Origin of the sequence: Pseudomonas sp. W4I3 (genome assembly GCF_030816195.1) — a bacterium.
GTDB lineage: Bacteria > Pseudomonadota > Gammaproteobacteria > Pseudomonadales > Pseudomonadaceae > Aquipseudomonas.
In genome coordinates, this window is record NZ_JAUSXS010000001.1 from 5710659 (window position 1) to 5723879 (window position 13221).

Sequence of the window (13221 nt, forward strand, 5' to 3'; positions counted from 1 at the left end):
GCGTTAGCAAACAGGGGTTCTGGAATTTAATCTTGACGATGACCTACTCTCACATGGGGAAACCCCACACTACCATCGGCGATGCATCGTTTCACTGCTGAGTTCGGGATGGGATCAGGTGGTTCCAATGCTCTATGGTCGTCAAGAAATTCGGGTACTGAGTCGTGGCCAGTTGGCCTCGCTTCAGCAAATTGGGTATGTAATAGAATTTGGTGTTTTGTGAGCGTCGAACTTTCGGTTCATCTCGTCTTCACACACCGCAATCTGGTCTCTCTCGAGTCGCAAATTGCTTGGGTGTTATATGGTCAAGCCTCACGGGCAATTAGTATTGGTTAGCTCAACGCCTCACAGCGCTTACACACCCAACCTATCAACGTCGTAGTCTTCGACGGCCCTTCAGGGAACTCAAGGTTCCAGTGAGATCTCATCTTGAGGCTAGTTTCCCGCTTAGATGCTTTCAGCGGTTATCTATTCCGAACATAGCTACCCGGCAATGCCACTGGCGTGACAACCGGAACACCAGAGGTTCGTCCACTCCGGTCCTCTCGTACTAGGAGCAGCCCCTCTCAAATCTCAAACGTCCACGGCAGATAGGGACCGAACTGTCTCACGACGTTCTAAACCCAGCTCGCGTACCACTTTAAATGGCGAACAGCCATACCCTTGGGACCGGCTTCAGCCCCAGGATGTGATGAGCCGACATCGAGGTGCCAAACACCGCCGTCGATATGAACTCTTGGGCGGTATCAGCCTGTTATCCCCGGAGTACCTTTTATCCGTTGAGCGATGGCCCTTCCATACAGAACCACCGGATCACTAAGACCTACTTTCGTACCTGCTCGACGTGTCTGTCTCGCAGTCAAGCGCGCTTTTGCCTTTATACTCTACGACCGATTTCCGACCGGTCTGAGCGCACCTTCGTACTCCTCCGTTACTCTTTAGGAGGAGACCGCCCCAGTCAAACTACCCACCATACACTGTCCTCGATCCGGATAACGGACCTGAGTTAGAACCTCAAAGTTGCCAGGGTGGTATTTCAAGGTTGGCTCCACGCAGACTGGCGTCCACGCTTCAAAGCCTCCCACCTATCCTACACAAGCAAATTCAAAGTCCAGTGCAAAGCTATAGTAAAGGTTCACGGGGTCTTTCCGTCTAGCCGCGGATACACTGCATCTTCACAGCGATTTCAATTTCACTGAGTCTCGGGTGGAGACAGCGCCGCCATCGTTACGCCATTCGTGCAGGTCGGAACTTACCCGACAAGGAATTTCGCTACCTTAGGACCGTTATAGTTACGGCCGCCGTTTACCGGGGCTTCGATCAAGAGCTTCGCGTTAGCTAACCCCATCAATTAACCTTCCGGCACCGGGCAGGCGTCACACCCTATACGTCCACTTTCGTGTTTGCAGAGTGCTGTGTTTTTAATAAACAGTCGCAGCGGCCTGGTATCTTCGACCGGCATGAGCTTACGGAGCAAGTCCTTCACCCTCACCGGCGCACCTTCTCCCGAAGTTACGGTGCCATTTTGCCTAGTTCCTTCACCCGAGTTCTCTCAAGCGCCTTGGTATTCTCTACCCAACCACCTGTGTCGGTTTGGGGTACGGTTCCTGGTTACCTGAAGCTTAGAAGCTTTTCTTGGAAGCATGGCATCAACCACTTCGTCATCTAAAAGATGACTCGTCATCAGCTCTCGGCCTTAGAATCCCGGATTTACCTAAGATTCCAGCCTACCACCTTAAACTTGGACAACCAACGCCAAGCTGGCCTAGCCTTCTCCGTCCCTCCATCGCAATAACCAGAAGTACAGGAATATTAACCTGTTTTCCATCGACTACGCTTTTCAGCCTCGCCTTAGGGACCGACTAACCCTGCGTCGATTAACGTTGCGCAGGAAACCTTGGTCTTTCGGCGTGGGTGTTTTTCACACCCATTGTCGTTACTCATGTCAGCATTCGCACTTCTGATACCTCCAGCAAGCTTCTCAACTCACCTTCACAGGCTTACAGAACGCTCCTCTACCGCATCACTTACGTGATACCCGTAGCTTCGGTGTATGGTTTGAGCCCCGTTACATCTTCCGCGCAGGCCGACTCGACTAGTGAGCTATTACGCTTTCTTTAAAGGGTGGCTGCTTCTAAGCCAACCTCCTAGCTGTCTAAGCCTTCCCACATCGTTTCCCACTTAACCATAACTTTGGGACCTTAGCTGACGGTCTGGGTTGTTTCCCTTTTCACGACGGACGTTAGCACCCGCCGTGTGTCTCCCATGCTCGGCACTTGTAGGTATTCGGAGTTTGCATCGGTTTGGTAAGTCGGGATGACCCCCTAGCCGAAACAGTGCTCTACCCCCTACAGTGATACATGAGGCGCTACCTAAATAGCTTTCGAGGAGAACCAGCTATCTCCGAGCTTGATTAGCCTTTCACTCCGATCCACAGGTCATCCGCTAACTTTTCAACGGTAGTCGGTTCGGTCCTCCAGTTAGTGTTACCCAACCTTCAACCTGCCCATGGATAGATCGCCCGGTTTCGGGTCTATTCCCAGCGACTAGACGCCCTATTAAGACTCGCTTTCGCTACGCCTCCCCTATTCGGTTAAGCTCGCCACTGAAAATAAGTCGCTGACCCATTATACAAAAGGTACGCAGTCACCCAACAACGTGGGCTCCCACTGCTTGTACGCATACGGTTTCAGGATCTATTTCACTCCCCTCTCCGGGGTTCTTTTCGCCTTTCCCTCACGGTACTAGTTCACTATCGGTCAGTCAGTAGTATTTAGCCTTGGAGGATGGTCCCCCCATATTCAGACAAAGTTTCTCGTGCTCCGTCCTACTCGATTTCATGACTAAGAGATTTTCGCGTACAGGGCTATCACCCACTATGGCCGCACTTTCCAGAGCGTTCCGCTAATCTCAAAGCCACTTAAGGGCTAGTCCCCGTTCGCTCGCCACTACTAAGGGAATCTCGGTTGATTTCTTTTCCTCAGGGTACTTAGATGTTTCAGTTCCCCTGGTTCGCTCCATACACCTATGTATTCAGTGTAAGGTAACCATCTTATGATGGCTGGGTTCCCCCATTCAGACATCTCCGGATCAAAGTCTGTTTGCCGACTCCCCGAAGCTTTTCGCAGGCTACCACGTCTTTCATCGCCTCTGACTGCCAAGGCATCCACCGTATGCGCTTCTTCACTTGACCATATAACCCCAAGCAATCTGGTTATACTGTGAAGACAACATTCGCCGAAAATTCGAATTTCTCAGTTAAGAGAACTCACAAATTTTACCTTAGCCTGATCCGTTACCAGTGAAAGTAACGTTCAGTCTATCTTTCTATCACATACCCAAATTTTTAAAGAACGAACTAGTCAAAGACTAGAAATCAACATTCACCATCACAACAATGGAATGCTCATTTCTAAGCTTTATACCGACAGAAGCAGTAGTGGTGGAGCCAAACGGGATCGAACCGTTGACCTCCTGCGTGCAAGGCAGGCGCTCTCCCAGCTGAGCTATGGCCCCGTATTTCTACAGGCGTTTCCCACACAAAATTGGTGGGTCTGGGCAGATTCGAACTGCCGACCTCACCCTTATCAGGGGTGCGCTCTAACCAACTGAGCTACAGACCCAATTTCGGGCTGCTTCTTTCGTCTTCTTCAATGAATCAAGCAATTCGTGTGGGAACTTATGGAGCAGCTGATGTCGTCGATTAAGGAGGTGATCCAGCCGCAGGTTCCCCTACGGCTACCTTGTTACGACTTCACCCCAGTCATGAATCACACCGTGGTAACCGTCCTCCCGAAGGTTAGACTAGCTACTTCTGGTGCAACCCACTCCCATGGTGTGACGGGCGGTGTGTACAAGGCCCGGGAACGTATTCACCGCGACATTCTGATTCGCGATTACTAGCGATTCCGACTTCACGCAGTCGAGTTGCAGACTGCGATCCGGACTACGATCGGTTTTGTGGGATTAGCTCCACCTCGCGGCTTGGCAACCCTCTGTACCGACCATTGTAGCACGTGTGTAGCCCAGGCCGTAAGGGCCATGATGACTTGACGTCATCCCCACCTTCCTCCGGTTTGTCACCGGCAGTCTCCTTAGAGTGCCCACCATTACGTGCTGGTAACTAAGGACAAGGGTTGCGCTCGTTACGGGACTTAACCCAACATCTCACGACACGAGCTGACGACAGCCATGCAGCACCTGTCTCAATGCTCCCGAAGGCACCAATCTATCTCTAGAAAGTTCATTGGATGTCAAGGCCTGGTAAGGTTCTTCGCGTTGCTTCGAATTAAACCACATGCTCCACCGCTTGTGCGGGCCCCCGTCAATTCATTTGAGTTTTAACCTTGCGGCCGTACTCCCCAGGCGGTCAACTTAATGCGTTAGCTGCGCCACTAAGAGCTCAAGGCTCCCAACGGCTAGTTGACATCGTTTACGGCGTGGACTACCAGGGTATCTAATCCTGTTTGCTCCCCACGCTTTCGCACCTCAGTGTCAGTGTTGGTCCAGGTGGTCGCCTTCGCCACTGGTGTTCCTTCCTATATCTACGCATTTCACCGCTACACAGGAAATTCCACCACCCTCTACCACACTCTAGTCAGTCAGTTTTGAATGCAGTTCCCAGGTTGAGCCCGGGGATTTCACATCCAACTTAACAAACCACCTACGCGCGCTTTACGCCCAGTAATTCCGATTAACGCTTGCACCCTCTGTATTACCGCGGCTGCTGGCACAGAGTTAGCCGGTGCTTATTCTGTCGGTAACGTCAAAACAATCACGTATTAGGTAACTGCCCTTCCTCCCAACTTAAAGTGCTTTACAATCCGAAGACCTTCTTCACACACGCGGCATGGCTGGATCAGGCTTTCGCCCATTGTCCAATATTCCCCACTGCTGCCTCCCGTAGGAGTCTGGACCGTGTCTCAGTTCCAGTGTGACTGATCATCCTCTCAGACCAGTTACGGATCGTCGCCTTGGTGAGCCATTACCTCACCAACTAGCTAATCCGACCTAGGCTCATCTGATAGCGCAAGGCCCGAAGGTCCCCTGCTTTCTCCCGTAGGACGTATGCGGTATTAGCGTCCGTTTCCGAACGTTATCCCCCACTACCAGGCAGATTCCTAGGCATTACTCACCCGTCCGCCGCTCTCAAGAGAAGCAAGCTTCTCTCTACCGCTCGACTTGCATGTGTTAGGCCTGCCGCCAGCGTTCAATCTGAGCCATGATCAAACTCTTCAGTTCAAACATCTTTGGGTTTTTAAGAAACCCTAAACTTGGCTCAGCAATCGTTGGTTACATCTTTGATTTCTCGCGGAGTAACTTGTGATGCTGATAATCTTGTTGACTATCAGTCTGACTCCACAAGCACCCACACGAATTGCTTGATTCAGTTGTTAAAGAGCGGTTGGTTAAGATCTTTCGTCTCAACCGAGGCGCGCATTCTACAGCAGCCTCATTTGCTGTCAAGTGGTTATTTTCAGAAGCTTTCGAAGAATTCTTCAACAACTTCAACCACTTGCGCTTGCGATCTCTCGTAAGCGGGAGGCGAATTCTACAGCGTTACACGCTGCTGTCAACACCTCTTTTTCAACTTCCTTTTGGCTTCGATGAACTGAAGCAACCTGCTGCCGAAACCTACTTAACTCATTGTTTACCAAGGAGTTTTCCGTTTCGACTGCGCCGGAAGTGGGGCGAATTATAGGCTTCCAGAATCTGCCGTCAAGGGTTAATTACATTTTTGTTGCTGAAGGAGCTTTTTTGGTAATAAGCCGCGGGATTCGACGCATCACTGCCGGCACACGCAGCACCAGGAGCAGTGCACCTATAGAGGCATAGATAGCCCATTCCTTCAGGTCCGCCCGGACTATCCAGAGCATGTGCAGCAAACCGAGCCCCAGAATCACGTAGACCAAGCGATGCAGTTTCTTCCAGCGACTCCCTAACCGGCGCTGACTATAACGATTGGAAGTCACCGCCAACACCAGCAAAGATACAAACCCCAACGTGCCGACAATTATGTACGGGCGCTTACGCAACTCCACGCCCAGCTGCGACCAGTCAAGACCCAGAACGAACACGCAATAAGCCGCCAGGTGCAGTACCACATAGGCAAAGCACCACAAACCCAGCTGCCGACGCACCGCTATCCACCCTGCCCAACCGCTCAGCTTCTGCAGCGGGGTCATCCCGAGCGTGATCAGCAACAGAATCAAGGTACCCAGACCCAGGCGATCAACCAGCACTTTGCCCGGGTCGGGCCCCAGGGCGAAACTCCAGGCTTCATATAGCCAGAACAACGGCCATACAGCGGCCGCTATAAAGACGCCGATGCGCCAGATCGGATGACGCATCAGTAGTTCTTCTTCAGGTCTAGACCTGTATAGAGAGAAGCGACCTCATCCGAATAGCCATTGAACATCTGCGTCTCACGCACGTTCGGGCTAAAAAGGCCGCTCGGTAGCCGCCGCTCCCGCGCCTGAGTCCAACGCGGGTGATCAACCGTAGGGTTCACATTCGCATAGAACCCGTACTCATCGGCAGCAATGCTCTGCCAGGTCGTTTTCGGCTGCTCGCTCACAAGACTGATCCGCACGATCGACTTCACGCTCTTGAAGCCGTACTTCCAAGGCACCACCAAACGTAAGGGCGCACCGTTCTGGTTAGGCAGCTCTCGCCCATACATACCGACGGCAAGGATCGCCAATGGATTCATCGCTTCGTCCAGACGCAGCCCTTCTATATAAGGCCAGTCGATCAGGCCAAAGCTGGAGCGCTGACCCGGCATGCTCTTCGGGTCCTTCAGGGTTTCAAAGCGGATGAATTTTGCTTTGGACGTAGGCTCAACCTGCTTGAGCAAGGCGGAAATAGGAAAGCCGATCCAGGGAATAACCATCGACCACGCCTCGACGCAACGCAGGCGATAGATGCGCTCTTCCAATTCATAGGGCTTCATGAAGTCTTCCAGGGCGTAGCGCCCGGGCTTGGCGACCTCACCATCAATCACAACACTCCAGGGCTCAGTCTTGAGTGAGCCCGCGTTTGCGGCTGGATCGCCCTTGCCTGTGCCGAACTCATAGAAGTTGTTGTAGTGGGTCGCATCCTTGAACGGCGTGATGGCCTCGTCCTTGACTGTCACCGCCTGCCACTTCGTGCCCGCAAGCTTTTGCGTAAACCAGCTGGGCGCCTTGCCCGGCTCGACATCGGCATAACGTGCAGCCTCGTCGGCGCTGGCCCAACGTGGCAGGCCGCTTGCGGCAATACCGGCAAGCGCACCACCGAGCAAGCTGCGGCGAGAGAGGTAAAACGATTCAGGCGTGACATCCGACTCGTGGCAATCGGACGCTTTGGGCAATTTGATTAACATGGCAACTCCGCAGCATTGGAGGACAGGTGCACCAATAGACTGCGGAGTATGAGGGAAATTACATTAAGGCAATGTTTTGTCCCGGCGAAGATGCAGCAAATACTGAATCGGCCCCGAAGCGGCGTAAACCAGGAAGGCCAGCAATAGAATTCTCGGCGGATCGCTGAATACCACCGCAAACACCAGCACCACGACAAGAATCGCCACGAAAGGCACGCGCCCCTTGAGGTCGAGCTCCTTGAAGCTGTTGTACTTGATGTTGCTGACCATCAGCATGCCGGCTGCCGCAACCATCAATGCCACCAGGAACGACATCTTCGAACCCTGGATGCCGTAGTCACTGAACGCCCAGACGATACCCGCCACCACGCCAGCCGCCGCCGGGCTGGCCAAGCCAATGAAGTAACGCTTGTCGGCAGTGCCTACCTGGGTGTTGAAGCGCGCAAGACGCAACGCTGCGCCCGCCACATAGATGAAGGCCACCATCCAACCGACCTTACCCATATCACCCAGCGCCCAGGCGAACGCCAGCAACGCAGGGGCGACACCGAAGGCAACCATGTCCGACAAGGAGTCGTACTCGGCACCGAAAGCGCTCTGGGTGTTGGTCATGCGTGCGACACGTCCATCCAGACCATCAAGCACCATGGCGACGAAGATAGCGATGGCGGCAAAACCAAAGTACTTGCTTGCACTGGCGGCATCCCCCGCCGCCAGTGCGCTCTGGGCACTCATGGAGTTGATGATGGAATAGAAGCCGGCAAACAGGTTCGCCGTGGTGAACAGGTTGGGCAGCAGATAGATGCCACGATGCCGGACCTTGCGGCCTTCGGCATCGTGCCCTTCTTCGACATGTTCATCGATCGGTAGCAGGCTTTCGGCGTCAGAAGCCTGGTTTGGCTCTTCGGGACGTTCGCTCATGGACTTTACCTTGCAACGGTGTGAAAAAAATTCGACAGATACTTGCGGCGAGTGTTCGCCGGCAAACGATGCAGCTTTATACCAGAACCCGCTTACCCAAACGAAAAAACGCGGCCGAAGCCGCGTTTTCACTTGATACGTACGACTTAGTTTTTGGCTTTGTCGACGATCTTGTTGGCACCGATCCACGGCATCATGGAGCGCAGTTGCTCGCCGATGACTTCGATACCGTGAGCGGCGTTGTTACGACGCTTGGCGGTCATCGAAGGGTAGCCGGTAGCGCCCTCGCTGATGAACATTTTGGCGTACTCGCCGTCCTGAATACGTTTCAGAGCGTTGCGCATAGCCTGACGGGACTCGGCGTTGATCACTTCCGGGCCAGTCACGTACTCACCGTACTCGGCGTTGTTGGAGATCGAGTAGTTCATGTTGGCGATACCGCCTTCGTACATGAGGTCAACGATCAACTTCAGTTCGTGCAGGCATTCGAAGTAGGCCATTTCTGGCGCGTAGCCAGCTTCAACCAGGGTTTCGAAAACCGGCTTTTACCAGTTCAACAGTACCGCCGCACAGTACGGCTTGTTCGCCGAACAGGTCGGTTTCAGTCTCGTCCTTGAAGGTGGTTTCGATGATACCGGTACGACCGCCACCAACACCGGCAGCGTAGGACAGTGCAACGTTCTTGGCGTTGCCCGAAGCATCCTGGTAAATCGCGATCAGGTCAGGGATACCGCCGCCCTTGACGAACTCGGAACGTACGGTGTGGCCCGGAGCCTTCGGCGCGATCATGATCACGTCGAGGTCAGCGCGTGGCACAACCTGGTTGTAGTGGATCGCGAAGCCGTGGGAGAAGGCCAGGGTGGCGCCTTTCTTGATGTTCGGCTCGATTTCGTTTTTGTACAGCGCGGACTGGAACTCGTCCGGGGTCAGGATCATGACCAGGTCGGCAGCCGCAACAGCGGAAGCAACGTCAGTCACTTTCAGGCCGTGGGCTTCTGCCTTGGCAACGGTAGCCGAGCCTTTGCGCAGGCCAACAGTGACGTCAACGCCGGAATCTTTCAGGTTGCACGCTTGAGCGTGGCCCTGGGAACCGTAACCGATGATGGCGACTTTCTTGCCCTGGATGATCGACAGGTCACAATCTTTATCGTAATAAACTTTCATGAGGTTCCTCTATATATCCAGGCCGTAAGGCCATTCGCTAATTGGGTTAAATGCTGAGTACTTTGTCGCCACGGGCAATCCCGGTGACACCACTGCGTACGGTTTCCAGAATCGAGGCCGTCCCGATCGACTGGATGAAGCTGTCCAGCTTGTCGCTCGTACCGGTCAGTTGAACGGTATAAACGCTGGCGCTCACATCGACGATCTGCCCGCGATAAATATCGGTGGTGCGCTTGATCTCGGCACGCTGGGCGCCTGTGGCCTTGACCTTGACCAGCATCAGCTCGCGCTCGATGTGGGCACTTTCCGACAGGTCGACCAGCTTGACCACTTCGATCAGCTTGTTGAGGTTCTTGGTGATCTGCTCGATCACCTCATCGTGGCCCACGGTGGTCAACGTCAGGCGCGACAGGGTCGGGTCTTCGGTTGGGGCCACGGTCAGGCTTTCGATGTTGTAGTTGCGTTGCGAAAACAGGCCGACAACACGAGACAGAGCGCCGGGTTCGTTCTCCAGAAGCAGGGAGATAATGTGCCGCATGATTAAGTACGCTCCGTCTTGTTCAGCCACATGTCGCGCATAGAGCCGTCTTTGATCTGCATCGGATAGACGTGCTCGCTGGTATCCACCTGAATATCGATGAACACCAGGCGGTCCTTCATGGCGAACGCCTCTTCCATCTTCGGCTTCAGATCTTTCAAATCGGTGATGCGCATGCCGACGTGGCCATAGGCTTCAACCAACTTGACGAAATCCGGCAACGATTCCATGTAGGAATGGGAGTGACGGCTACCGTAGCTCATGTCCTGCCACTGACGAACCATGCCCAGCACGCCGTTGTTCAGGCAGACGATCTTCACGGGAAGGCCGTACTGCAGGCACGTCGACAGCTCCTGGATGTTCATCTGTATGCTGCCTTCACCGGTGACACAGGCAACGTCGGCATCCGGAAAGCTCAGCTTTACGCCCATGGCCGCCGGAAAACCAAAGCCCATCGTGCCCAGGCCACCGGAGTTGATCCAGCGGTTAGGCTTGTCGAACTTGTAGTACTGCGCGGCGAACATCTGGTGTTGGCCCACGTCGGAGGTCACAAAGGCGTCGCCCTTGGTCACTTCGCACAGGGTCTCGATCACGGTTTGTGGCTTGATGATGCTGCCGTCGCCCTTGTCGTATGGGAACAGGCCACGATCACCGCGCCATTCGTCGATCTGCTTCCACCAGCTGGCGACGGATTCCTTGTTCGGCGTTTCGCCGATGTCCTTGAGCGCTGCGACCATTTCGGTCAGCACGCTTTCCACCGGACCTACAATCGGCACGTCGGCCTTGATGGTCTTGGAAATGGACGCCGGGTCGATGTCGATATGGATGATCTTGGCATTCGGGCAGAACTTGCTCGCACCGTTGATCACGCGGTCATCGAAGCGTGCGCCAACCGCCAGGATCACGTCGGCGTGGTGCATGGCCAGGTTGGCGGTGTAGCTGCCGTGCATGCCGAGCATACCGACGAACTGACGGTCCGAGCCCGGGTAGGCACCGAGGCCCATCAAGGTATTGGTCACCGGCAGGTTGAGCAGCTTGGCCAATTCGGTCAGCGGTGCGGAACCGCCCCCCAGAATGACGCCACCGCCGGAGTACAGCACCGGGCGCTTGGCCGCCAGGAGCATTTCTGCGGCCTTGCGGATCTGCCCCGAGTGCCCACGCACGGCAGGGCTGTAGGAGCGCAGCTTGGCTTTCTTCGGAAAAATGTATTCGAATTTCTCGGCCGGGTTGGTCATGTCCTTGGGGATATCCACCACGACAGGACCCGGGCGACCGGATTGTGCGAGGTAGAACGCCTTCTTCATGACTTCCGGGATTTCCGACGCGTGCTTGATCATGAAGCTGTGCTTCACGATCGGCCGGGAGATACCGATCATGTCGGTTTCCTGGAACGCATCGGTACCCACCATGGTGCTGGCGACCTGGCCGGAAATGATCACCATCGGAATGGAGTCCATATAGGCAGTCGCGATGCCGGTGATGGCATTGGTTGCGCCTGGGCCGGATGTGACCAGTACCACGCCGGCTTTACCGGTGGCACGGGCGTAACCGTCAGCCATATGGGTTGCGGCCTGTTCGTGGCGAACCAGGATGTGGGTAACAGCCGGTTCCTTGAACAGTGCGTCGTAGACATGCAGCAGAGCACCACCCGGGTACCCGTAGATATAGTCGACGCCTTCGTCACGCAAAAAGCGGACGAGCATCTCACCGCCAGATAAAAGCTCCACGTTGTTCACCTCTAAAACGCCAGAATACCGTCCGTTGAAAACCGACGGGTCTTAATAGGTTTACTTCTCAACAGAGCATGAGCGACGGTGGTCGCCGACTACGTCAGCACTGACTGAGCAAGTATTGGGATCGTCCCAAGTGTTGCGGGCTTTTCCCACCCAGCGCGAGGTAACGCGTTGCGGGTGTTACAGGTCGGCGCGGATGTGCGCCTCATGATCTGCTGAGCGGGCCTGCTTCTGGCAGTCCCGATACAGCGGACTTTGGATTCTTCTGTTTCAGGCCCTTCAAGTCAAGCAATAATTGCGCTTTTTTCCAACTAAGCGCATGAGAACGTAGAAGAAAGGCCTGTGAGGAGGGATAAAACTCGCCTGAATGTCGTCAAGCGGTAGAAATGTGCGCAAGACTGCCGGAAAAGCCGGCAGTCAGGCAATTAACGAGCGTCGACGATCAATTGGTCGAACTTTTTCAGCGCATTGCGCAAACCAAGGCTCTCGCGCGGACGGTCGGCGTAGACCATCTCGGCCATTTCCAGAATTCCGGACGCATTGGGCAGGGGCAGGTCCTGTTCGAGGATCTGCTTCATGCGCACCAGGAAAATCCATTGCAGCCACTGGTGGAAATCCAGGGTATCGACTGAAAACGGCTCGACGCTGCTGAGCGCTTCAGTGCTGGGGGACACCTCATCCCACCAGCCCTGCACGCGCAGCTCTCGCTCGATCAATAACAACTGTTCGGCAATCGCCGGGAACCGCGCATCCATCAGAGGCTGACCTTGGCTTTTGCCCGAGCCTGGGCAGCGCCGGCGGCGTCGCCTTGGGCGGCACGCGCATCGCCAATCAGCGCCCACAGACTGGCTTGCAGGTCCGGACGTCCATTGGCCATGGTCAAACCACGGCGCGCGAACTGCTCGGCTTGCGGTGCATCCCCCTGGGCCATGCGTACCTGGGCCAGGCGATACAACACTTGTGGTTCGCGAGGGGCAACGCGTTGGGCGCGCTCAAGACTCGACGAAGCGCCATTGAGATCGCCACCGGCCTGCTGTTGCTGGGCAGTGGTGAGCAGCGCCAATACCGGGCCATCCAGCTGCTCGTCCGCCGACAGGCCGCCAGCAGTGGACGACGAAGGGATGCCGCTTGGCGTCGACGGCATGGTGTAGGTGCCCTGATTGATGGGCGCCGCTTGCATCGGCGTCGAATCGATCGGCCCCGACGTGCTCGGCCCTGGGGTCCATGGTTCGGCACTGATCGGCGCTGCGGTTGCAGCACCACTGCCCGGCACCATCACCACCACGCCCGAATCCTGCGGCATCGCCTGAGGCTTGGCCTGTGCCGGACGGTTCGTCACGGTTTGACGAAACCCGCCAGTGGCCGAAATACGGTCGTTACTGGAAACGTTCGTACTCGAATCCACAACCGGGATCGAGCCGCGCTGCACGCTGGAGCAACCGCCGAGCAGAGCCAGAACGGTAATCGCTGGAATCCACAACTTGTTCACTTGAAACCCTCTT

7 protein-coding genes, 2 tRNA genes, 3 rRNA genes and 1 pseudogene are annotated in these 13221 nt (G+C 55.1%); all 13 read right to left on the reverse strand.

Annotation, left to right across the window (positions count from 1 at the left end; genetic code table 11):
• Positions 1-30: 30 nt before the first annotated feature.
• The 13 genes and pseudogenes from rrf to QF045_RS26080 all read right to left on the reverse strand — a co-directional run bounded on the left by rrf (position 31) and on the right by QF045_RS26080 (position 13208).
• Positions 31-146: ribosomal RNA gene (rrf, locus tag QF045_RS26020) — 5S ribosomal RNA — on the reverse strand.
• Positions 147-301: 155 nt separating this feature from the next.
• Positions 302-3193 (reverse strand): 23S ribosomal RNA (locus QF045_RS26025).
• Between the two features lie 247 nt (positions 3194-3440).
• A tRNA-Ala gene (locus QF045_RS26030) sits at positions 3441-3516 on the reverse strand.
• A gap of 30 nt (positions 3517-3546) precedes the next feature.
• Positions 3547-3623 (reverse strand) — tRNA-Ile (locus QF045_RS26035).
• A gap of 81 nt (positions 3624-3704) precedes the next feature.
• Positions 3705-5241: ribosomal RNA gene (locus QF045_RS26040) — 16S ribosomal RNA — on the reverse strand.
• The 16S, 23S and 5S rRNA genes sit together here with 2 tRNA genes alongside, the layout of an rRNA operon.
• 488 nt (positions 5242-5729) lie before the next feature.
• Entirely contained in the window at positions 5730-6350 is a 621-nt protein-coding gene (msrQ, locus tag QF045_RS26045; RefSeq protein WP_306494621.1) for a protein-methionine-sulfoxide reductase heme-binding subunit MsrQ, read from the reverse strand.
• Positions 6350-7363 carry a protein-methionine-sulfoxide reductase catalytic subunit MsrP gene (msrP, locus tag QF045_RS26050; RefSeq protein WP_306494622.1) on the reverse strand — a complete coding sequence of 338 codons (1014 nt, stop codon included), beginning with the start codon at positions 7361-7363 and terminating at the stop codon, positions 6350-6352. The genes msrQ and msrP overlap by 1 nt, the downstream gene beginning before the upstream one ends.
• Before the next feature lie 63 nt (positions 7364-7426).
• Complete coding sequence (gene pssA, locus QF045_RS26055; RefSeq protein WP_003176097.1) at positions 7427-8284, reverse strand: CDP-diacylglycerol--serine O-phosphatidyltransferase; 858 nt, start codon at positions 8282-8284, stop codon at positions 7427-7429.
• A gap of 146 nt (positions 8285-8430) precedes the next feature.
• Positions 8431-9448, reverse strand: a pseudogene (ilvC, locus tag QF045_RS26060) (ketol-acid reductoisomerase).
• A 46-nt stretch (positions 9449-9494) separates the two neighbouring features.
• Positions 9495-9986: an acetolactate synthase small subunit gene (ilvN, locus tag QF045_RS26065; protein ID WP_003176102.1), complete on the reverse strand. Its 492-nt coding sequence runs from the start codon at positions 9984-9986 to the stop codon at positions 9495-9497.
• Between the two features lie 2 nt (positions 9987-9988).
• On the reverse strand, positions 9989-11713 hold the full coding sequence (locus tag QF045_RS26070) for an acetolactate synthase 3 large subunit (protein ID WP_306494623.1): 1725 nt from the start codon (positions 11711-11713) through the stop codon (positions 9989-9991).
• A 431-nt stretch (positions 11714-12144) separates the two neighbouring features.
• Complete coding sequence (locus QF045_RS26075; RefSeq protein ID WP_306494624.1) at positions 12145-12474, reverse strand: YqcC family protein; 330 nt, start codon at positions 12472-12474, stop codon at positions 12145-12147.
• A complete protein-coding gene (locus QF045_RS26080) occupies positions 12474-13208 on the reverse strand; it encodes a M48 family metallopeptidase (RefSeq protein ID WP_306494625.1) in 735 nt (244 codons plus the stop codon). The genes QF045_RS26075 and QF045_RS26080 overlap by 1 nt, the downstream gene beginning before the upstream one ends.
• Between the last annotated feature and the right edge of the window lie 13 nt (positions 13209-13221).